This is a genomic window from Arthrobacter glacialis, assembly GCF_002909445.1.
Classification (GTDB): Bacteria; Actinomycetota; Actinomycetes; order Actinomycetales; family Micrococcaceae; genus Specibacter; species Specibacter glacialis.
Genome location: NZ_PPXC01000006.1, coordinates 136,092 through 157,453, shown reverse-complemented (window position 1 = coordinate 157,453; position 21,362 = coordinate 136,092). Strand labels below are relative to the sequence as shown.

Below are 21,362 nucleotides of genomic sequence, written 5' to 3'. Positions count from 1 at the left end.
CACTGGAAAAGCTTTGGTATTAGACCGCAGCGACGATGTTCACAACACGACGTCCACGACGTGTGCCGAACTCGACAGCGCCTGCGTCCAATGCGAACAGCGTGTCATCCTTGCCACGACCAACACCCTCACCGGGGTGGAAGTGGGTGCCGCGCTGGCGAACGATGATTTCGCCTGCCTTGACAACCTGACCGCCGAAGCGCTTTACGCCCAGGTACTGGGCGTTTGAGTCACGACCGTTGCGAGAGGAACTCGCACCTTTTTTATGTGCCATTTGAAAATGCCTGCCTTTTTACTAAAAGATTCTAAAGTGGATCGAACTTCAAAAACGCTTATTAAGCGATTGAAGTGATCTTGACCTTGGACAGTTCCTGACGGTGACCCTGGCGCTTCTTGTAGCCGGTCTTGTTCTTGAACTTCTGGATGACGATCTTCGGTCCACGAAGATCCTCCAACTTCTCAGCCGTAACCTTCACATTAGCCAGGTCCTTCGCGGCTGTGGTGAGCTTGTCACCATCAACCAAGAGCAAAGCGGGCAGCTCAAGCGTGCTGCCAACTCCACCGGGGACGCGGTTCATGGTCACGTGGTCTCCGACGGAAACCTTTTCTTGACGGCCGCCTGCGCGGACAATCGCGTACACCACTGGGGAACTCACTTCTCTCGACGTTTATTACAAAGTTTTTGTGCCGGTAGGAATCATGATTGACATCTACCAACCGTATGCGCCCGCTGTTCAGAATAGAACGGGCACGGGGTGCATACTACGTGCCTCAACGCCGTGGACCTCAATGGAGTTCTGCCATGGAGTGGTTGCCCTAGGTGTTGGCGTAAGCACCGAAGATCAAGAATACGCTAACTCTGTCTCCGGGCGCAAATGACACTGATTACCCACACTCACAGTGGACGACAGAACAAACCTAAATTTGCCCAGTTGCCATAGAGGAGCGGGAAACCGTACTCACCAACTTTAGCGTGGATGCGGAGAGTTTTTGCCATTTCGCCCCATGACGCGCCGCGATTCTGCCTCAGAGCTGGTGGCGTTAATCACCCAAGGCCCCAATTGGCGCGGATTTGGCGGCCCAACCGTCAAAGAAACTGTGTGGGGCGGCAAAAAAATCCACCTCATACTGGGCCGAGTGGGCAAAAGCGGCCCGCATGCCTTCGCGTTCCCTTGCTGAGCCGCGCCGCGCGGCCGCATCCATGATGGCTACTGCCGTTTCAGTGGCCTGGGCAAAGTCATCATCGGCGTAGGTCGCCAGCCACGTCCCATAGGGGTGCTCGCCCGAGAAGGACAGGTAGTCCTGGTGCAGCACCCGGCCAACCTCTGCATAAAGCCAATAGCAAGGCAGTACGGCGGCCACCACTTCCCCGTAGCTGCCGGAGAAGGCGACACCTTGGAGGTGGTCAACATAATGTTTGGTGACGGGGCCCTGCCGCATGTCCGTGGGGTAGTGGCTGAGCCAGTCGCGGTGCAGGGCCAGCTCAACCTCCAAGCAATTCTGCGCACCCCCGGCCCAAAACTTTTGTTCCACCTCTGTAGGCGCCAGGGCGCTGGCCCTGGCCAGAACACGCGAATACGTACTCAAATACAGCGCATCCTGGGCAAGATAGTACGCAAAGTGGTCGCTGTGCAATGTCCCGGCCGCCAACTCCTTGATGAAATCAAGACCGAAAATGGCTTCACGCTGAACCTCGCATTCCTGCCACAACTGCTGACTGAAGGCATCAAGGGTCGGTGCCGCACTGTCCCACAGCGCGTGGAAATGGTTGATGGGGCCGGCGCCTTCACCCACATTCAACTCATGGGCCGTTTCCAGGGCGACGCTCAGCCAGGACTTGGCGTGGCGCACACTGACGGCCCAGTCACCCTTCTGCGCCTGCAAGGTGGCCACTGCGGCAGACAGTGAACAGCCCGTGCCATGGGTGTTGGGGGTATCCACCCTGGGTGCTGTAAACACCTCAACGGTGCCGTCGTGTTGTACGAGTGCGTCCAAGCACTCCTCCCCCGGGAGGTGCCCGCCCTTGACCAGAACGGCGACCCCGTGCGCAGCGGCCAGCTGCAGGCCTTGGCCCAGCGCCTCGTCAAAGTTCTTGGCTTGGGGTTGCCCCAGTAACACGGCAAGTTCCAAAATATTGGGTGTAACCAGGTGAGTGCTTTCCAACAACCGCAGCAAACCCTGGCGCGCTGCCGGCGCCATAAGCTCATCGCCACTGGTAGCCACCATGACAGGATCAAGAACCACCACGGGCGGCCGGGTTCTTGCCAGCCAGTCCCCCACCACGGTCATAACCTCCGCGGTGCCGAGCATGCCGATTTTCACTGCATCAATGTCAATGTCGGCAGAAATGGCCTCCAGTTGCTCCGCGAGGAAGGCCACGGGCGGCACATGGACACTGTGCACACCTGTGGTGTTTTGAGCCGTTAACGCTGTCAGGGCAGCCATGGCGTAGCCGCCGTGGGCGCTGATGGCCTTGATGTCTGCCTGAATGCCGGCACCCCCTGAGGGGTCGGAACCGGCAATGCTCAGAACGCGCGGGTGACTGACGCCCCGTTGTTGCCGGGAACCGGGACTGGCCTCACGGGCCGGGGGTGGTGAATCCAAAAGTGGCGGGGCAGAAAGCAAGGTTTCCATGGACATCCCTTCGCCGGTGCTAGCCGGGCAGGTTCAACGGGTCTTTTCTCAGCCGGACCTCTTGTCCAGGCACCCCGTGTCGCTCTCAACCCTAGACCCCGCCCCAGCGGTTAAACCAAACTGACCCGCAGTAAAGGTCGAAAAACGGGCTGAAAACGCGTTTTTTCGACCTTTACTGCGGGTCAGTTGAGAGGCTGGCTACAGCTCCGAGGCGGGAACTCCCACACCGAGGATGATCGGCTCGGAACTCCTGGCCGGCTTGGCTGCCGCCGGCAAGTCCACGGCAGCACTGCTGTGCTGCACCGAACCCTGGGCCGGGGCCTGCGACTCGGCAGTTTCCACCGCCATGTCGGCTCCGCCCTGTGCACTGCGGGCGCTACGGTTGCGGCGTCCACGGCGTGAGCGCGAGCGGTTGTTGCCACCTGCCTCGGCAGTGTCCGGCGCTGACTGGTCCTGGCCCGGGCTGGTCAACTGATCCAGCGCTTGGGTCAAGCCAGCCAAGGCCGCGGCCTGGTCGGCGTTGCTGGTCTCGGCGAAACCGGAGCTTTCACTGCGGTGGCCGCGGGGCAGCTCAATGGCTTCCCCACCCAGGGTGAGTGTTGCGGCGTCGGGCGCATCATTGTCTTGCTGCGCTGACGGCACTGCAACAGGAGCTGCGGGAGCGTCGTGCTCATGGTGCGAGGCTGCAGCAGCGGCTGCAATGTTGGCCAACGCGGCACGGGCTTCATGGGCCTTTTGAGCTTTCTGAGCATCAGTGGGTTCCTCATGCAGCTCCACCGGGGCGTGTTCAGCCTGCTCGGACTCAGGCTTGGAACGGTTGCGGTTGCGCTTGCGTTCGCTGCGTGTGGACCTGTTGGCTGTGGTGCGGTCACCGTCGCGCTGTTCCTGCGCCACCTTGGCAGCATGTGCCTGCGGCGACTCCACGGCAACAGTGTGCACACGGCGGTGCTCAACGGGGATCTCGTGCGTGACCATGCCGCGGCCCAAGCAGGTGCCGCACTGTTCGCCGAAGACTTCCAGCAGGCCAGTGCCCATGCGCTTGCGTGTCATCTGCACCAGGCCCAGGCTGGTTACTTCAGCAACCTGGTGCTTGGTCCTGTCACGGCCCAGGCATTCCACCAGGCGGCGCAATACCAAGTCGCGGTTGGATTCGAGCACCATGTCGATGAAGTCAATGACAATGATGCCGCCAATATCGCGCAGACGCAGCTGGCGCACCACTTCTTCGGCAGCTTCCAGGTTGTTCTTGGTGACTGTTTCTTCCAAGTTTCCGCCGGAACCGGTGAACTTACCGGTGTTGACGTCAACCACAGTCATGGCTTCCGTGCGGTCAATGACCAGCGAGCCACCGGAGGGCAGGAAGACCTTGCGTTCCAGGGCCTTGGAGATTTGCTCGTCGATCCGGTGTGCGGCAAAGATGTCCTCGCTCTTGCTCCACTTTTCCAGGCGGTCCAGCAGATCCGGGGCTACATAGGTCACATAGGCTTCAATGGTGTCCCAGGCGTCCTCGCCGGAAACAACCAGCTTGGAGAAGTCCTCGTTGAAGACGTCGCGGACCACCTTGATGGTCAGGTCCGGCTCGCCGTAGAGCATCTCGGGGGCCAGCGTCTTGTGGGAGGAGGCACGGTTGTTGATGCCTTCCCACTGGGCGCGGAGCCTGTTGATGTCATTGGTGAGCTCTTCTTCGCTGGCACCTTCGGCAGCCGTGCGCACAATGACGCCGGCGTTTTCGGGCAGGTGGTCCTTCAGGACGCGCTTGAGACGGTTGCGTTCGACGTCGGGCAGCTTGCGGGAGATGCCTGTCATGGAACCGCCCGGCACGAACACCAGGTAGCGCCCGGGCAGGGAAATCTGGCTGGTCAGGCGGGCACCCTTGTGGCCTACGGGGTCCTTGGAGACCTGAACCAGGACGGAGTCGCCGGACTTCAGCGCGTTCTCAATGCGGCGCGGCTGACCGTTGAGGTTGGCGGCGTCCCAGTCAACTTCACCGGCGTACAGCACGGCGTTGCGGCCGCGCCCAATGTCAACAAAGGCAGCTTCCATGCTGGGCAGCACGTTTTGGACCTTGCCCAGGTACACGTTGCCGATGAGGGAATCCTGCTGCGTCTTGGAGACAAAGTGCTCGGCCAGGATGCCGTCTTCCAGGACACCGATCTGGATCCTGTCATCGCTCTGGCGAACGACCATGACCCGGTCAACCGATTCGCGGCGGGCCAAGAATTCAGCCTCCGTGATGACTGTGCGACGGCGGCCGGAGTCGCGGGAATCGCGGCGGCGCTGCTTCTTAGCTTCCAAACGAGTGGAGCCGCGCAGGCTTGTCACCCGGTTGGATGCGCTGGCGCTGGGCTCGGCGGGGGTGCGCGGGGCACGCACGCGGGTCACGGTATTGGGCGGGTCCTCATCGGTGCCGCCCGTCAGCTCCAGGTCAGCATCGCCACGGCGGCGACGACGACGGCGACGCGAGGTCACGCCGTCGTCGGGCGCATCAGTGTCCTGCTCAATGGCTGAGTCGTCGTCGGACTGGGCCACATCCGTTTCGGCGGGGCGGGTACGGCGGTTACGGCTGCGGTTCCGGCCGCGACGATCGCCATCGTTGCCGTCCTGCTCGTCATCACGGTCATCATTGTCATCCTGGGCAACAACGGCAGGCACCGCCATGCTCATGTCCGGGGCCAGGAACAGCGTGGACATGCCGCTTGTCGGTGCTGAGAACAAGGCCTCAGCCACGGGGGCCGCTGCGGCTTCCACCACTTCCTCTGCCACAGGCTCCTCGGCGGGGGCCTCGGCGGGGACGGAGGCGGACTCGGCGGGGACAGTGGTCTGGGTGGCAGGCTTGCGACGGCTCCGAGTGGTCTTCGGCGCTGAGGGGGCCTGTACTGCTGCTTCCTGTGCCACAGAATCCACGGCGGTTTCCTGCGCGCCCTGCTCCGGCACCTCGGCCGCAGGGGCAGCAGCCTTCCTGGTGGCGCGGCGGGGCGCCTTGGCCTTGGCCGAGGGCGCAGGCTCCGCTGCGTCAACCACGTCTGCTGCAACTACTTCTTCGGCGGCTGGGACGGCTGCAGCCTTGGTGGTGCGGGTCCGCCTGGCAGGCGCCTTGGCAGCGGGCGCCGCTGCGGCTTCCTCACCTGGAATGCTTAATTCACCCTGAACCGCAGCGGGTGCAGTAACAGGTGCCGTTGCGCGACGGCGGGCAGCTCGCTTGACCGGCGCTGCTTCCGGCGCTGCTGCTTCAGGGGAATCGAGCAGCGAGGCCGGCTGCTCGGCATCAACGGGAGCGGCTTCCTTTTTGGCGCGGCTGCGGCGGACGGGGGCCTTCACGGCTGGCGCTGTGCTTGTTGCTGTTTCCACGGCTGTTTCAACTGTGTTGGCTTCAGCAGTAGTGCTTTCAACGGCGGCAGGGGCCGCAGCCGGGCTGGTTACCGCGGCCGTGGCACGGCGCGAACGGGGAGCCTTGGCCTTGGCGGGGGCTGCAACAGCAGCCTCTGCTGCATCAAATGTGGGCTGTTCATTATTCATAGTGGGCGTTACTTTCGCGCCAAAACAGCGCACCCACATCGAGCGCCGAAATCGGCTAATGTGCCAACACCCGCAGGCGTCGACGGAAGTCGTCTAATTACTTCTCAGGCGGCACCAACTTCTGGGTGCGCAAGCTCTGATAAGCCAATGGTTTACGGAATGAGTCCGGTGGATGGCTGCACACACTGGCAGCGTCGTCACCGGCAACCCGTGGGCGTGCCATTGGACTGAAAGACGCACGTGGATCGCCAGTCAGCCGAAACCATTGTCTCATACGAGCCCTGTCATGGAGCAGTTTTCTCCATGGCGCGCCAAGAAACTCAAGCTACAATCAGGACACATTCACCTCATCCCGATGAAAAGGACACAATGCCTAGCACCAAAGTTTCCACCAGCGATCCAGCGGACATCGACAAGCCAGCCCTGGTACGGGCCAAATCGTTCGGGTGGTTCTTGATCATCACAGGCGCCATTGCCTGGGTGGCGTCCTTCACGCTGGTGCTTGAGCGGTTGGAACTCTACAAAAATCCCGACGCCAGCGCCAGCTGCGACTTCAACGCATGGATTTCCTGCAGTGACGTCATGAAGACCCCCGAGGCCGCAATTCTCGGCTTCCCCAACCCGTTCATCGGCGTGGTGGCCTTTGCAGTGCTCATCACCGTCGGGGTTGTCCTGCTCGCCGGGGCACACATGCAGCGCTGGTTCTGGATCTGCTTGCAGGTGGGCATCACGGCCGGCATGGCCCTGGTGTCCTGGTTTTGGTTCACGGCCCTCTACACCCTGGCGGTCCTGTGCCCCTACTGCATGATCGTCTGGGCCATGATGATTCCGATCTTCGTCTGGACTACCGTGCGGAACATCAACCATGGGGTCATCCCCGCCACACCGGCGTTGACCAAGTTCATCAACGACTGGGCCTGGGTCATTATGGGCCTGTTCTACGTGGCTGTTCTTGCCTCCATCTTCTTCAGGTTCATGCACCTGATCATCCCCTCCAACGCCTAGCCCCCACCATCTATGTAGCAGTAGATGCCTTGGGTAGCGCTTTCCGGGGCCCATTTGATGCAACAACTGCGACACAGATTTTCATGGACGACGACGAAGGGCACCTCCCAGCGGGAGGTGCCCTTCGTCGTCGTACCTTCAAACGTAGTTCGCTTAGGCGAACCAGATGCCAATCTCGCGCTCAGCGGACTCCACCGAGTCGGAGCCGTGGACCAGGTTCTGCTGAACCTTCAGGCCCCAGTCGCGTCCCAGGTCGCCACGGATGGTGCCCGGCGCTGCCGTGGTGGGGTCAGTGGTTCCGGCTACGGCGCGGAAGCCCTCGATGACACGGTTGCCTTCAAAGATGGCCGCCACAACGGGACCGGAGAGCATGAACTCAACCAGGGGCTCGTAGAACGGCTTGCCCTCGTGCTCTGCGTAGTGCGCTTCGAGTTGCTCACGGGTGGCAGTGACCTTCTTCAGTTCTGCCAGGGTGTATCCCTTGGCCTCAACGCGGGCCAGGATGGTACCGGCGAGGTTGCGTGCCACGCCGTCGGGCTTGACCAGGACAAGAGTGCGCTCAATGCTCACAGTAACTCCAAACAAAATAGGTGAAAAGTGTTTTCAGATTCAGTTTACTTGGCCGCGGCCGCTGGGCCGTCGCCGCTGATGTCGGGGTGTTCGCTGTCCCACCGCGCCTGCGCTTTGGCCCGGTCAACGTTCTCCCGGTCAATCCTGGCACCGGCGTAGAGGGCGTACCACCAGGCTGCGGCAAACAGGATGCCCACAACGAACATGGACGGTTCCCAGAAGCCGCCGGCAATGAGTGCCGCCTGCAGGACCCAGCCAAAGGCCGGTCCCCACGGCTTGCGAACCACTCCGCAGGCCGCGATGAACAGGACGGCCAGGACTGCTGCCGCCACCAGGAAGAGCGGGTTCTTGTCCTTGAGGCCAAACAGTCCCAAACCGAGGAAGAGCGCCACGAAGGCTTCCAGCATGAGCACCACTGAGGCAAACATCATGCGGGTGGAGCGGAGCTTTTTAGGCGTATTGGGCTTCCACTCGCGTTGCGCCTTGGTCAATTTCGCCATGGCTTAGGCACCTTCCTTTTCACCGGGGCGGCCCAGCAGGATGCGAGCCTCCCCCACCAGCGTGATGGACCCTGTGATCAGCACACCGCCGGCCAGGTCGTTGTTCGACTCGGCGCGTTCAACAGCCCACTCAATAGCGTCGTCGAGCCTTTCAGCAATGTGAATGTCCTCGTCCAACCAGCCCAGGTCGGCTGCCATCTCGGCCAGCTCGGCGGCTGGAATGGCGCGGGGAGAGTTGGACTGCGTCAAGCAAATCTCCGCAGCCTCATCACCGTAGGATTCCTTGATGGTGCGCAGAATCTCCTCCGCATCCTTTTCAACCAGGACACCCAGGACCACCACCAACTTGCTGAAGGCAAAGGATTCCTGCAGCGACTTGGCACTGGCGGCAATGCCGGCCGGGTTGTGGGCCGCATCCACCACAATGGTGGGCGAGGTGCGCAGGACTTCAAGACGTCCCGGGGAGGTGACGGCGGCAAAGCCCTCCTGAACCAGCTCGTGGCTCAGTTCCTTCTCTCCCCCGCCAAGGAATGCCTCCAACGCGGCAAGTGCGACGGCGGCATTCTGGGCTTGGTGTTCACCGTGAAGCGGGAGCAGGATGCCCGGGTAACGTCCGGCCAGGCCCTGCAGGTCCAACATTTGGCCGCCCACGGCGATGGTGCGTGCTTCCACACCAAATTCAATGCCTTCAAAGCGGAAGTCGGCGTGCATTTCGCGTGCCTTGTCCAGCAGGACCTGGGCGGCGTCAGCAGGCTGGGCGGCGCTGATGAGGAACGCGCCTTCCTTGATGATGCCGGCCTTTTCGGTGGCGATGAGGGCTGTGGTGTCACCCAGCAGCTCCACATGGTCCAAGGAGATCGGGGTGATGACAGCTACCTGGCCGTCGCCCACGTTGGTGGCGTCGGTAATGCCGCCCAAACCAACTTCCATGACGGCAACATCCACCGGCTCGTCAGCAAAAATGGCAAACGCCAAGATGGTCAGGCACTCAAAGTACGTGAGCCGCTGCTCGCCGGCAGCACTCAGCTCAGCGTCAACAATGTCCAGGTAGGGGCGGATCTCATCCCAAATCCGCACGAACGTTGCGTCGTTGACGGGTGCGCCGTCGATGCTGATGCGCTCCGTCACCTTTGTCAGGTGCGGGCTGGTGTAGCGGCCGGTGCGCAGATCGTGGGCCAGCAGGCCGGCCTCGATCATGCGGGCCGTGGAAGTTTTTCCATTGGTGCCCGTGATGTGGATGATCGGGAACGCCTTGTTCGGCTGACCCAGGATGTCCATGGCTCGGAACAGCGGAGCAAGCCGCGGCTCCATCTTGTTCTCTGGGGCGCGGCCCAGAAGTTCGGCGTAGACACTCTCCACAGAGAATTCGTCGTGATTGGCAGTCATTAGGCTACGGTCCGTTCAACAGTGATGGTGGTTTCAACGTCACCGGGGATGAGTTCAAGCTTCAGCGTCAGGGTCTCAGTCTTGACCAGCTCGGCGTTGGCGTGCAGGGCATCAACAATGTCCTGCGGGGCGCTGATGATGGTGCGGATCCTGTCACTGACCTGCAAGCCGGTGTCCTTGCGGGCCTGCTGGATGGCGCGGACCATGTCCCGTGCCGTGCCTTCGGCCTCGAGCTCGGGTGTCAGCTCGGTGTTGAGCACCACGAAACCGCCGCCGGGCAGCATCGCCACCGCACTGGCGCCGCCGTCGTGCCCGTCAGAAACAACTGTCTCCAGCGTGTATTCGGACGGTTCCAACGCCAAGCCACCGGCCGTGACAACGCCGTTGGTGAGCGACCAGTCGCCGGACTTGGAGCCCTTGATGGCGAGCTGGACGTTCTTGCCCAGGCGAGGTCCGGCAGCACGGGCGTTGACAACCAGCTTCTGCGAGATGCCAAACTCCTCCGGAGTAGCGTCGGCAGCGTCAACGAAGCGCACCGAGCGGATATTCAGCTCGTCCGCCACCACGCCGGCGCCGTCGGTCAGCAGGGCGGCATTGGGGGCCACCACGGTGAGTTCCGCCAGGGGCAGGCGGACGCGCAGCTTGGCCGCCTTGCGCAGGCTTGAGCCAGTGGAGCAGATCTGCTGGATCTTATCCATCTGCTCAACCAGTGCGGTGTTGGGCACAAACAGATCGGCGTTGGGCCAGTCGGTGAGGTGCACCGAACGGCCGCCGGTCAGGCCACGCCAGATTTCCTCGGTGACCAGCGGCAGCAGTGAAGCAGCCACGCGGCACACGGTTTCCAGCGCCGTGTAGAGGGCGTCGAAGGCGTCCACGTTCTCATCGAAGAAGCGGGTGCGGCTGCGGCGGACATACCAGTTGGTGAGCATGTCGAAGTAGACGCGCAGGGATTCGCACGCGCCGGAGACGTCGTAGTCATCGAGCTTGGCCGTCAGTTCGCGGACCAGGTCGCCGGTGTTGGCCAGCAAGTACTGGTCCATGGGGTCGGAGTAGTCGTCGTAGCGGAGCTTGGCGTCGTAGCCCTTGCCGCCGTTGGCCGTGTTCGCGTAGAGGGTGAAGAAGCTGTAGACGTTCCAGAGGGGCAGGATGACCTGGCGGACACCGTCGCGGATTCCCTGCTCGGTAACAACCAAGTTGCCGCCGCGCAGGATGGGGCTGGCCATCAGGAACCAGCGCATGGCGTCGGAACCGTCGCGGTCCAGGACCTCGGAGACGTCCGGGTAGTTGCGCAGGCTCTTGGACATTTTCTGCCCGTCGGAACCCAGCACGATGCCGTGGCTGATGACGTTCCGGAACGCCGGGCGGTCAAAGAGTGCAGTGGAGAGGATGTGCAGCATGTAGAACCAGCCGCGGGTCTGACCAATGTACTCGACGATGAAGTCCGCCGGGTTGTGGGTGTTGAACCATTCCTCGTTCTCGAACGGGTAGTGGACCTGGCCATACGGCATGGAGCCGGAGTCGAACCAAACATCCAGCACGTCCTCCACGCGGCGCATGGTGGACTTGCCTGTTGGGTCATCCGGGTTGGGCCGGGTCAGCTCGTCGATGAACGGGCGGTGCAAGTCAACTTCGCCCTCGTTGTTCAGCGGCAGGCGGCCAAAGTCAGCCTGCATCTCGGCGATGGAGCCGTACACGTCGGTGCGCGGGTAGTCGGGGTCATCGGACTGCCACACCGGGATGGGGCTGCCCCAGTACCGGTTGCGGCTGATGGACCAGTCGCGGGCGTTGGCCAGCCACTTGCCGAACTGGCCGTCCTTGACGTTGCCGGGGATCCAGTTGATGTCCTGGTTCAGTTCAACCATGCGGTCCTTGAACGCGGTGACTTCCACGTACCAGGAGGAGATGGCGCGGTAGATCAGGGGTGTGCGGCAGCGCCAGCAATGCGGGTAGCTGTGCACGTAGCTGGCCTGGCGGGCCAGGCGGCCGGCCTCGCGGACCACCTTCGTGATCGCCTTGTTGGCGTCAAAGACCTGTACGCCGGCGATCTCGCTCAGCGGGCCTTCGGCAAAGAGCGGCAGGAAGTTGGCGCCTTCATCGACGGAGAGGACCACCGGGATGCCGTACTGCTCACAGACCTTTTGATCCTCTTCACCGTAGGCGGGGGCCTGGTGGACAATGCCGGTACCGTCGGTGGTGGTCACGTAGTCGGCCAGCAGGAACTGCCATGACTTGGCCGTGCCGTACTTTTCGTCGTCGGCGAAGTAGTCCCACAGCGGCTCGTACTTCAGGCCCTCAAGCTCGGCGCCCGCGTAGGTGGCGGTGACAGCGGCAGTCGCGGCAGCAGCGTCGTCGTACCCCAGATCCTTGGCGTGGGCGCCCACCAGGTCAGCGGCAAGCAGGAACTTCTCAGCTGTTGCGCCCAGCGAAACCCCATTGGGGCCAACGGGCACGACGGCGTAGCTCACCTTGGGCCCCACGGCGAGGGCCTGGTTGGTGGGCAGGGTCCAGGGCGTGGTGGTCCAGGCGATGGCCCCAACGCCGGCCAGCTCCTGGGACAGCGCGGACTCGCCGGCCACGATGGGGAAGGTGACGGTGACGGTCTGGTCCTGGCGGTCCTTGTAGACGTCGTCGTCCATGCGCAGCTCGTGGTTGGAGAGGGGTGTCTCATCCTTCCAGCAGTACGGCAGCACGCGGTAGCCGTTGTAGGTCAGGCCCTTGGAGTGGAGCTGTTTGAACGCCCAGAGGACGGACTCCATATACTCAACGTTGAGGGTCTTGTAGTCGTTGTCGAAGTCGACCCAGCGGGCCTGGCGGGTGACGTATTCCTGCCATTCGCCGGCGTACTTCATGACGGAGGAGCGGCAGGCGTCGTTGAACTTGTCGATGCCCATGGCCTCGATCTGGGCCTTGTCTGTCATGCCCAGCTGCTTCATGGCTTCCAGCTCGGCGGGCAGGCCGTGCGTGTCCCAACCAAAGCGGCGCTCCACGCGGCGCCCGCGCTGGGTCTGGTAGCGGGCCACCAAATCCTTGGCGTAGCCGGTGAGCAGGTGGCCGTAGTGCGGCAGGCCGTTGGCGAAGGGAGGGCCGTCGTAGAAGACGAACTCGTTGGACCCATTCTCGCCGGCGTCGCGCGCATCGATGCTGGCCTGGAACGTGCCGTCCTCATCCCAGTACTTCAGGACGAGTTCTTCCACCTTCGGGAAATTCACGGAGGAGGGAACATGCTTGGATTCGGCGTGGAGGCCGGCGGCGGCTGAAGCCTTCGGGAAGTGGGTCATCACATCATCCTGGTTGTGGGTGTTCTTGATCAGGATGCAAGGACGGCTTGCGCCGCGGTACCACCTCGCTTACCACCCCCGTTCTTTACCCCGGGTGCGGCCGCTCATTAGCTGCTGTGACGGGCTTACCCGTCCGGTTCTACTGACACCTTCCATGAGGGTGTGTTCTTCCGGAAGCTCACCGGTGATGGCCGGGTCAACGCTTTGCTGGCAAGTCTACTAGATGCGGCCGCTGTCTGTGTTTGTTAGCTGCGGATCAGCTTGTGGTTGGCGGCCTGGGCCACGGGGCGCACCACAATCTGGTCCAAGTTGATGTGGTGGGGAAGCCCGACGGCGTAGCTCACCACATCTGCCACGTCCGCACCGGTCAGGGGCGCTGCCACGCCTTCGTAGACTTTCTTGGCGGCTTCGGCGTCACCAGCCAGACGGTTGAGGGCGAATTCCTCGGTCTGCACCAGGCCCGGTACCACCTCGATGACGCGCAGGTTGTTTGCCACCTCTTCCAGCCGCAGGGCACTGGTGATGGCGTGTTGGGCAAACTTGGCCGCGTTGTAGCCGGCGCCGCCCTCGTAAGCTGCCAGTGCCGCGGTGGAGGTCAGGTTCAAAACCGTGCCATGGCCGTGGGCGCGTAGGGCCGGCAGGAAGGCCTGGACCATTTTCATGGTGCCCAGGACGTTGACCTGATACATCCAGTCCCAGTCCTCTGCCTTGGCGGTGGCCAGATGGTCGGTGCCACGGGCGCCGCCTGCAATGTTGATCAGTGTATCCAGGCCGCCATGGGCAGCCACGAAATCCACGAGGGCCGCGACGTCTTCGTCCCTGGTCACATCCGCGGCAAACGCCAGGGCGCCTGTCTCCTGGGCCAACTTTTCAAGCCGGTCGGCACGGCGGGCTACTGCAACGACTGTCCAGCCATCGGCGCGAAGTTTACGGACAGTTGCTGCTCCTATGCCTGAACTGGCGCCGGTGACAACTGCATGCTTGGAAGTGTTTTCAGCCATGACTTAAATGTAGCGTGCCGGGGACGGGCTCCTGGTTCATGCTGGGTGTTTGAGGAATTCCAGCAGCACCGCCGCCTGGTTATGCTGCGTGTCCTTGGCACCATAGAGCAGCACCACATGCTGGTGGCCGGCAATGACGTCACGCAGCTGTGCCACGGCCGGGTTGGCTCGCAACTCGGCGGTGTAGTCACGTGTGAAGGTTTCGAAGCGCTCGGGCACGTGGTCAAAGTCATTCCGCACTTGTGCACTGGGGGCCACGTCCTTGAGCCAGAGGTCAATCTTGTCCTTCTTGACTCCGCGCGGCCACAGCCTGTCCACCAGAACGCGGTACTCCCCCGCATCCGGCTCCTCATAAACACGCAATATCCGCACTGTGCCCATGACCGCATCATAGCCCTGCGTCCAGCCATCCCCGACTGAAGCCATGAACTTATGCACCAAATCGGCCGCCAGTTCTGCGCATGAGTTCAGTCGACTGAACTTATGCGCAGAACTCGCGTTGGGTTGTGCGCATGAGTGTTCATGCGCGGAACCCAGCATGAGTTCCGCGCATAATTTTCGGAGGTGCCTGCGTGCTGCGTCAGGCCGAATACAGCTCCCTGGCCTGCGCCACACTGGCATCGTGCGGCAGGAAGTACTCGCACTGCCACTTCTGGGTGCGCCGGGCCTGGACACTGGTGGTCACCACATCGGGCGCATAGACGCGCATGGCCCGTTTGCCGCCTTTCCCGTCCACTGACACCACACCATGGCGAGCCAACGCGCCCAGGGGGAACACGAACTCACCCAGCCCCGCACCCAAGGCGGCCTGGACAACGAACAGTTCAACGCCGTCGTGCATGTCAAAGGGGCGGATGGGACCCTCCAGGGAACGCTGCCACAGGGTGACAAACTGTCCCGCCTTGGTGGGAGTGGTCTTGGCAACACGAAAAATGGCGGACCGGCCGCCCAACGTCAGCCGATGCGCGCAATACTCGGCGCTTTCCGTCTCGGGGACCACATCGGCCCACGCCAGACCCGCCTTGTGCCACTGTTGCTGCGCGCTCTCAGGAATTTTCACGAGCACCATTCTCCTGCAGAATCCTGCTTCCGGGTCAACTCATGAAAGAATCGAAAAATGGCTGAAATCATTCCGGGCACAGACACGCCCGCACCCACCACAAACAACGTTCCCGACAAGCCCGTTTTGGAGGGACTCGAGGAGTCTCTGACCAAGCGCTGGCTGGACGAGGGCACCTACAAGTTTGACCGTGAGACCACCCGTGAGCAGGTGTACTCCATTGACACTCCCCCGCCCACGGCATCCGGATCCTTGCACGTGGGTCACATGTTCTCCTACACGCAGACCGATGTGCTGGCCCGTTTCCAGCGCATGAACGGCAAGAACGTCTTCTACCCCATGGGTTGGGATGACAACGGGCTGCCCACCGAGCGCCGCGTGCAGAACTACTACGGTGTCCGTTGCGATCCGAAGATCTCCTACGACGCCGACTACCGCGCACCGGCGACCCCCGCCAAGAACCAGCGCGACTTCGACGTCATCTCGCGCAAGAACTTCATTGAACTGTGTGAAGAGCTGGCCGTGGAGGACGAGAAGGTCTTTGAGCACCTGTTCCAGACCTTGGGCCTGTCCGTTGACTGGGACCTGACCTACCGCACCATTGATGACCATTCCCGTGCCGTCTCCCAGCGAGGGTTCCTGGCGAACCTGACCGCGGGCGACGCGTACATGGCTGAAGCGCCCACACTGTGGGATGTCACCTTCCGCACGGCAGTTGCCCAGGCAGAGCTGGAAGACCGCGAAATGCCCGGCGCGTACTACCGCTACCCGTTCTACGCCGAAGACGGCACCAAGATTTACATTGAGACCACGCGCCCGGAACTGCTGGCTGCTTGCTCGGCGCTGGTAGCGAATCCGGACGACGAGCGCTACAAGCCGCTCTTTGGCAAGAAGGTCACCTCCCCCCTGTTCGGTGTTGAGGTGGAGGTTCGCCCGCACGCCCTGGCCAAGGCCGACAAGGGCTCAGGCATCGCCATGGTGTGCACCTTCGGTGACCTCACCGACGTCATCTGGTGGCGTGAACTGCAGCTGCCCACCCGCGCCATTGTGGGCCGTGACGGCCGCATCCTGGGCGACACCCCCGAGTGGATCACCACCGAGGAAGGCCGCGAGAACTACGCCAAGATTGCTGGCAAGACAGTCTTCAGCGCGAAGGAAAGCGTTGTGGAAATGCTCACTGAGGCAGATCTGCTCGACGGCGAGATCAAGAAGATCATGCACCCCGTGAACTTCTTCGAAAAGGGCGACAAGCCCCTGGAGATCGTCTCTTCCCGCCAGTGGTACATCCGCAACGGTGGCCGCGACGAGGACCGCCGCGAACGCCTGATCAACCGCGGCAAGGACATTGAGTTCCACCCGGCCTTCATGCGCTCACGCTACGACAACTGGATCTCCGGGCTGAACGGCGACTGGCTCGTTTCACGCCAGCGCTTCTTCGGCGTGCCGGTTCCCGTGTGGTACCCCCTGGATGCCGATGCCAACCCGGACTACGACCACCCCATCCTGCCCACCACGGAAATGCTGCCGGTTGACCCCGCAGCAGATGCAGCTCCGGGCTACACCGAGGATCAGCGCAACGTCGCCGGCGGCTTCGTTGGCGACGCCGACGTGCTGGACACCTGGGCCACGTCGTCCCTGACACCGCAGATTGTGGGCGGTTGGGGCGTTGACGAGGACCTGTTCGGGAAGGTTTACCCCTTCGACCTGCGCCCTCAGGGCCACGACATCATCCGCACCTGGCTGTTCTCCTCCGCCGTACGCGCCGACGCCCTGCAGGGCAACGCGCCGTGGAAGCACGCCGCCATCTCCGGTTGGATCCTTGACCCGGACCGCAAAAAGATGTCCAAGTCCAAGGGCAACGTGGTGGTTCCCACCGACGTGCTCAACGACTTTGGTGCCGATGCAGTCCGCTACTGGGCAGCCTCCGCCAAGCTCGGCGCCGACACCGCGTACGAGATTGCGCAGATGAAGATTGGCCGCCGCCTGGCAATCAAGCTCCTGAACGCCTCCAAGTTTGTGCTGAACCTTGGCGCCACCGAGGCCAATGTGCTCAGTGCCGACACAGCAGTTCTCAGCAACCCGCTGGATCGCGCCCTGTTGGCGCAGCTGGCCGAGGTTGTGCGCTCGTCAACGGCCGCGTTTGAGAAGTACGACTACGCCCGGGCCCTGCAGTTGAGCGAGAGCTTCTTCTGGCACTTCACGGACGACTATGTTGAGCTCATCAAGGACCGTGCTTACGGTGCCGAGGGCGACGCCGGACAGGCTTCCGTTTTGGCTGCCCTGGCCACCACGCTGGATTCGCTGCTGCGCCTGTTCGCACCGTTCCTGCCGTTCGCCACGGAGGAAGTGTGGAGCTGGTGGCGTGCCGATTCGGTGCACCGCGCCGCGTGGCCGGTTGCCGTTGAAGTGCTCGACGGCGACACCACCTTGCTGGCCACCGTCGGGGACGCGCTGAGCGGCATCCGCAAGGCCAAGTCCGAGGCGAAGGTCAAGCAGCGCACCCAGGTGCTCCGCGCCACCGTTACAGCCCGCGAGGTCCAGGCCGCGCAGTTGACGGCCGGCCTGGGTGACTTGAAGGCTGCCTCCAACGCCCTTGAAATCACCATTGCCGTGGGCGACGGCGAACTCACCGTGAGCGACGTCGAGCTGGCGCCCGCTGAGGAGCCCGTACAGGCTTAGCCCCCTCCAACTGGCCCGCAGAAAACGCCGAAAAATCACGTTTTACGTGTGTTTTTCGTCGTTTTCTGCGGGTCAGATGTGTTTAATCGGGGAGTTCAGTTGGCGGCGGACCAACTTCTTCAGGCCCTTTTTTGGCGGCACCCGAACCGGCTCCGGCCAGCGCGGATTCAACGTATCCCCCAAGGTGGTGCCCCGGAGCTTGCGGCCAAACATGGGCAGCACCCAGTCGGTGACCCACAGGTACTGCTCACTGGTCCGCTGTCTGACTCCCCGAGGCGCCCTGCGTCCATGTTTGTGCACGATTCCGTGCGACACCCCCAAAGCGTCAAGAACTTGGGCGGCAAGGTACTTGTGCCCGGCCTTGGACATATGGAGCCTGTCCGGTCCCCACATGCGCGGATTGGCGTACGCCCCTAATTCTGCGTAGTCCACCAAAACCGCACCATGCTTTGCGGCAATGCGCCGGACCCCGTCATTGTAGGCATGGTTCTTGCGCCGCAACGGGCCCAGAAGAGGCGAAACCTCCACGTCGTATCCGGTAAAGAGCAGCAGGGTGGCGCCCGTCCGAGCAAGTTCCGCCACAAGGTCTTCATAGCGGCCCAGGATGTCAGCAACCCTGGTGCCCACATCCATCACGTCATTGCCACCGGCGTAGAGGGTGATGAGGGTAGGCTCCATGGCGACTGCCGGCTCCAGCTGCTCGGCGATGATGTGCCGCAGCCGTTTGCTGCGGATGGCCAGGTTGGCGTACTCCCATCCGGGCATTTCTCGCGCAAGTGCCTCGGCCACACGGTCGGCCCAGCCCCTAACCCCGTTGGGCAGATGGACGCTGGCATCCCCCACGCCTTCGGTAAACGAGTCGCCAAGTGCCACGTACCGTCCCGGGACGCTCGGGAGCCAAGGCTCGTTCGGGTTCATGCGTCCCTACGCAGCGGCCTGGGACAACCCAGCGGAGGGCACATTCTTGGCAAGAACCTGGCCGCGTCCTATCCCGTGATACTCCCACCCGGCCGCCTGCCACGCTGCGGCATCGAGTGCGTTGCGCCCATCCAGCATCACCGGCCGCTGCACCAGTGCGGCAGTCAGCGCCGGATCAAGCGACAGGAATTGCGGCCATTGCGTCAGCAACAGCACCATGTCGGCGCCACGCAGGGCCAAACTGACGTCGCTTTGAAAGGTAAGTTGCGGATACTGCAGCCATACGTGGTCCCCCGCCTGCGGATCGGTGACTGTCACGTGCGCACCCTGCGCCGCAAGCTGGCTGGCCACATCCAACGCGGGGGAATCCCTGATGTCATCCGTGTTCGGTTTGAAGGTGGCGCCGAGAACCGTAATGGCCCGTCCCCGGACCGAACCACCACACAGCCGGACCGCCGCCTCGGCCGTGTGATAGCGGGCATCGGCATTGATGCCGTCGACCAGGGACAGCATCTCATCAAGGGACTCAACCCCATTCCGATGAGCCTGTGCCCTGAAGGAACGCAAATCCTTGGGCAGGCAGCCGCCGCCGAATCCAACCCCTGCGTGGAAGTAGCGCCCGCCAATGCGCTCATCCAGCCCCAGCGCCTGGGACAGCTGTATGACGTCGGCCCCCACCTGCTCGCATAGCTGACCCACTGCATTGACGTAAGAAAGTTTCAGGGCCAAGAAGGCATTCGCGGACACCTTGATCAGTTCCGCTGTGGCGAAGTTGGTGACCAGCCGTGGGGTGCCACGTGCCAGCAGTGGTGCGTAGACGACGTCAAGCATTGAGCAAGCTTGGGTGCCCTTGGCATCACTGGGCACTCCATAGACCAGCCGGTCCGGAGCCAGAGAATCCTGAACAGCTGTTCCCTGGCGCAGAAATTCCGGGTTCCAGGCCAGGGCTACTCCTGTGCCAAGGAGCATTTGCGCCACGATGGCTGCAGTTCCGACAGGCACTGTTGACTTGCCAACCACCACGGCACCGGGGCGCACATGCGGGAGCAGGGCTGATACGGCGGACAGGAGGAAACTCAGGTCGGTATCATTGCCCGTCTTGGATTGGGGTGTGCCAACACAGAGGAAATGAACATCGGCATCCGCCAGACGGGCCGGGTCTGTGGAGAAGGTGAGCCGGCCGCTGCTGTGCCCGTCCTGAAGCAGCTCAGCCAAGCCGGGCTCGTGGAACGGGGCCGCGCCGCGGGCCAGCGTCTCGATCCGGGCGGCGTCTGTGTCGAGGCCAATCACATGGTGACCCATGGAGGCCAGCGTGGCCGCATGTACCGTGCCCAGATAGCCCGCGCCAATGACTGAAATTTTCATTTGATTCCTTTCAGCGCGGCGGTGAGCCGCGGGTGGTCTGCAATGGCTTGGTTGTATATGCCCATCAGCTGCTCGCAAACGACGGACCACTGGCGGCCCTGAACCTGCTCGTACGCTGCCGCACCAAAGGCGGCACGCTTCGCATCGTCGCCGATGAGGTCGCTGACGTAGCCCAGAAGTTGACCCAGATTGCCCGGGGCGTAGAGCCAGCCCGTGCGGGAGGAATCAACCAGATCCACGGGGCCGCCCTTGCCGGTGGCTATGACGGGGACACCCGAGGCCATGGCCTCTTGAATGGTCTGGCAAAAAGTTTCCAACTCACCAGGGTGCACAAAAAGGTCAAAGGACGCCATGGCTGTAGCAAGGTCTTCTCCCCCAAGGAATCCGGTGAAGTACGCATGGGGCAGGACCGATTCGAGCATTTCGCGCTGCGGCCCGTCGCCGACTATGACGAGCCTGGAATTGGGGACGGAGGCGAGCACAGCCAGATCCTCAACCTGTTTCTCCAAGGCCAGCCGACCCACATAGCCAATGATCTTGTGGCCCGCAGGCGCCACTTTCCGGCGGAAAGCCACACTGCGCTTGCTGGGGTGGAAACGCTCGGTGTCCACGCCCCTGCGCCACAGCTCCACGCGTGGGATGCCATGGCCGCGCAGCTGGTTCAAGGAGTCCGTGGAGGGGGCCAGTGTTTTGGTGGCTGCCATGTGGATGCGTTCCACGCGGAGCCACGCCCAGTTTTCAAGGAACGGCAGCCCGTACTTGGCTGCATAACCGGGGACGTCGGTTTGGTAGACGGCCACCGAGGGAATGTCCAGCGCTGCCGCTGCCCTCACAGCCCTCCATCCAAGGACAAAGGGCGAGGCAAGGTGCACAACATCCGGCCCAAATTCGGCCAGAAGTGTTTTGACCCGAGCAACGCCGCCAACGGCAACACGGATGTTTCGGTACCCTGCCAAGGGGACCGCAGGCAGCCGCCTGACTGTTGCACCTTCAACCATTCCCGGGGCATTCTCCAAGGTGGATGGTGCTATGACCAGCACAGTATCACCGCGCTCATCCAGGTGCTGCATGATCTTCAGTAGTGAATGGGTCACCCCATTCATATCCGGCAGGAACGATTCAGCAACTATTGCAACCTTCACGGTTCAACCATGACCGGTCCAGGTTGACGCCGTGGGCCGCTGGCGAAACGTTGCGGTGAAGAGTGGGTGAACAGGCTGATGGCCGGTTCGTTTTTGGGCAAAGGGGAAGCCCCATCGGCTTGTTGCCGTCGGTGGGGCTTCGACTTTCATCCCGCTACGTGACGATTAGCGGTCTAACGGGTGCCATTAACTTTCAGGACTTTTCACCGCGTCACCGGTGTCAATGAACCTATGCGAGCATCCCGTCGAAACGGTATCTCATGTATCAGATGGTTCAGTCACTGAATTTCTGGTACCTGCTAGCCCTT

16 protein-coding genes and 1 riboswitch are annotated in these 21,362 nt (G+C 62.4%); of the genes, 2 read left to right on the top strand and 14 right to left on the bottom strand.

Annotated elements, in window-relative coordinates:
- Window positions 1-19: 19 nt before the first annotated feature.
- From rpmA to CVS27_RS09630, 4 genes are all read right to left on the bottom strand, one after another.
- Window positions 20-274 carry a 50S ribosomal protein L27 gene (rpmA, locus tag CVS27_RS09645; RefSeq protein ID WP_103465521.1) on the bottom strand — a complete coding sequence of 85 codons (255 nt, stop codon included), beginning with the start codon at window positions 272-274 and terminating at the stop codon, window positions 20-22.
- Window positions 275-335: 61 nt separating this feature from the next.
- The gene (gene rplU / locus CVS27_RS09640) at window positions 336-644 is read right to left on the bottom strand and encodes a 50S ribosomal protein L21 (RefSeq protein ID WP_044573640.1); all 309 of its coding nucleotides are present in this window, start codon (window positions 642-644) and stop codon (window positions 336-338) included.
- Window positions 645-1,041: 397 nt separating this feature from the next.
- The gene (gene thiD, locus CVS27_RS09635) at window positions 1,042-2,634 is read right to left on the bottom strand and encodes a bifunctional hydroxymethylpyrimidine kinase/phosphomethylpyrimidine kinase (protein WP_103465625.1); all 1,593 of its coding nucleotides are present in this window, start codon (window positions 2,632-2,634) and stop codon (window positions 1,042-1,044) included.
- Window positions 2,623-2,721: riboswitch (TPP riboswitch) on the bottom strand. It overlaps the preceding gene by 12 nt.
- A gap of 111 nt (window positions 2,722-2,832) precedes the next feature.
- Window positions 2,833-6,150, bottom strand: a complete 3,318-nt coding sequence (locus CVS27_RS09630; protein WP_103465520.1) for an Rne/Rng family ribonuclease — start codon at window positions 6,148-6,150, stop codon at window positions 2,833-2,835.
- Window positions 6,151-6,519: 369 nt separating this feature from the next.
- On the opposite strand from CVS27_RS09630, the gene CVS27_RS09625 reads away from it, so the two are divergent.
- Window positions 6,520-7,155, top strand: coding sequence for a vitamin K epoxide reductase family protein (locus CVS27_RS09625; protein ID WP_103465519.1), 636 nt, complete (start codon window positions 6,520-6,522; stop codon window positions 7,153-7,155).
- A gap of 153 nt (window positions 7,156-7,308) precedes the next feature.
- Here CVS27_RS09625 and ndk read toward each other — a convergent pair whose 3' ends face one another.
- From ndk to CVS27_RS09590, 7 genes are all read right to left on the bottom strand, one after another.
- Complete coding sequence (gene ndk, locus CVS27_RS09620) at window positions 7,309-7,725, bottom strand: nucleoside-diphosphate kinase (RefSeq protein WP_103465518.1); 417 nt, start codon at window positions 7,723-7,725, stop codon at window positions 7,309-7,311.
- 44 nt (window positions 7,726-7,769) lie between these two features.
- Complete coding sequence (locus tag CVS27_RS09615) at window positions 7,770-8,225, bottom strand: DUF4233 domain-containing protein (protein ID WP_103465517.1); 456 nt, start codon at window positions 8,223-8,225, stop codon at window positions 7,770-7,772.
- Between the two features lie 3 nt (window positions 8,226-8,228).
- Window positions 8,229-9,611: a bifunctional folylpolyglutamate synthase/dihydrofolate synthase gene (locus CVS27_RS09610; RefSeq protein WP_103465516.1), complete on the bottom strand. Its 1,383-nt coding sequence runs from the start codon at window positions 9,609-9,611 to the stop codon at window positions 8,229-8,231.
- Window positions 9,611-12,889, bottom strand: a complete 3,279-nt coding sequence (gene ileS / locus CVS27_RS09605) for an isoleucine--tRNA ligase (RefSeq protein ID WP_103465515.1) — start codon at window positions 12,887-12,889, stop codon at window positions 9,611-9,613. The genes CVS27_RS09610 and ileS overlap by 1 nt, the downstream gene beginning before the upstream one ends.
- A 245-nt stretch (window positions 12,890-13,134) precedes the next feature.
- Entirely contained in the window at window positions 13,135-13,890 is a 756-nt protein-coding gene (locus CVS27_RS09600; RefSeq protein WP_103465514.1) for an SDR family oxidoreductase, read from the bottom strand.
- Between the two features lie 36 nt (window positions 13,891-13,926).
- Window positions 13,927-14,316: a DUF488 domain-containing protein gene (locus CVS27_RS09595; protein WP_243400114.1), complete on the bottom strand. Its 390-nt coding sequence runs from the start codon at window positions 14,314-14,316 to the stop codon at window positions 13,927-13,929.
- A 154-nt stretch (window positions 14,317-14,470) separates the two neighbouring features.
- Complete coding sequence (locus tag CVS27_RS09590; RefSeq protein WP_207767491.1) at window positions 14,471-14,950, bottom strand: MepB family protein; 480 nt, start codon at window positions 14,948-14,950, stop codon at window positions 14,471-14,473.
- A 57-nt stretch (window positions 14,951-15,007) separates the two neighbouring features.
- On the opposite strand from CVS27_RS09590, the gene valS reads away from it, so the two are divergent.
- Window positions 15,008-17,629, top strand: coding sequence for a valine--tRNA ligase (gene valS, locus CVS27_RS09585; protein ID WP_103465512.1), 2,622 nt, complete (start codon window positions 15,008-15,010; stop codon window positions 17,627-17,629).
- A gap of 72 nt (window positions 17,630-17,701) precedes the next feature.
- Here the strand turns inward: valS and CVS27_RS09580 are convergent, their stop codons facing one another.
- From CVS27_RS09580 to CVS27_RS09570, 3 genes are read right to left on the bottom strand one after another with little or no spacing between them, the layout of a single operon-like run.
- Complete coding sequence (locus CVS27_RS09580) at window positions 17,702-18,547, bottom strand: SGNH/GDSL hydrolase family protein (RefSeq protein ID WP_103465511.1); 846 nt, start codon at window positions 18,545-18,547, stop codon at window positions 17,702-17,704.
- A gap of 6 nt (window positions 18,548-18,553) precedes the next feature.
- Complete coding sequence (locus tag CVS27_RS09575) at window positions 18,554-19,912, bottom strand: UDP-glucose dehydrogenase family protein (RefSeq protein WP_103465510.1); 1,359 nt, start codon at window positions 19,910-19,912, stop codon at window positions 18,554-18,556.
- Window positions 19,909-21,054 carry a glycosyltransferase family 4 protein gene (locus tag CVS27_RS09570; protein ID WP_103465509.1) on the bottom strand — a complete coding sequence of 382 codons (1,146 nt, stop codon included), beginning with the start codon at window positions 21,052-21,054 and terminating at the stop codon, window positions 19,909-19,911. The genes CVS27_RS09575 and CVS27_RS09570 overlap by 4 nt, the downstream gene beginning before the upstream one ends.
- Window positions 21,055-21,362: the final 308 nt, after the last annotated feature.

Coding starts and splice junctions, on each gene's coding strand:
- rpmA (WP_103465521.1), bottom strand. CDS start 274: ATGGCACATAAAAAAGGTGCGAGTTCCTCTCGCAACGGTCGTGACTCA.
- thiD (WP_103465625.1), bottom strand. CDS start 2,634: ATGGAAACCTTGCTTTCTGCCCCGCCACTTTTGGATTCACCACCCCCG.
- CVS27_RS09630 (WP_103465520.1), bottom strand. CDS start 6,150: ATGAATAATGAACAGCCCACATTTGATGCAGCAGAGGCTGCTGTTGCA.
- CVS27_RS09625 (WP_103465519.1), top strand. CDS start 6,520: ATGCCTAGCACCAAAGTTTCCACCAGCGATCCAGCGGACATCGACAAG.
- CVS27_RS09615 (WP_103465517.1), bottom strand. CDS start 8,225: ATGGCGAAATTGACCAAGGCGCAACGCGAGTGGAAGCCCAATACGCCT.
- CVS27_RS09610 (WP_103465516.1), bottom strand. CDS start 9,611: ATGACTGCCAATCACGACGAATTCTCTGTGGAGAGTGTCTACGCCGAA.
- ileS (WP_103465515.1), bottom strand. CDS start 12,889: ATGACCCACTTCCCGAAGGCTTCAGCCGCCGCCGGCCTCCACGCCGAA.
- CVS27_RS09600 (WP_103465514.1), bottom strand. CDS start 13,890: ATGGCTGAAAACACTTCCAAGCATGCAGTTGTCACCGGCGCCAGTTCA.
- CVS27_RS09595 (WP_243400114.1), bottom strand. CDS start 14,316: ATGGCTTCAGTCGGGGATGGCTGGACGCAGGGCTATGATGCGGTCATG.
- valS (WP_103465512.1), top strand. CDS start 15,008: ATGGCTGAAATCATTCCGGGCACAGACACGCCCGCACCCACCACAAAC.
- CVS27_RS09580 (WP_103465511.1), bottom strand. CDS start 18,547: ATGAACCCGAACGAGCCTTGGCTCCCGAGCGTCCCGGGACGGTACGTG.
- CVS27_RS09575 (WP_103465510.1), bottom strand. CDS start 19,912: ATGAAAATTTCAGTCATTGGCGCGGGCTATCTGGGCACGGTACATGCG.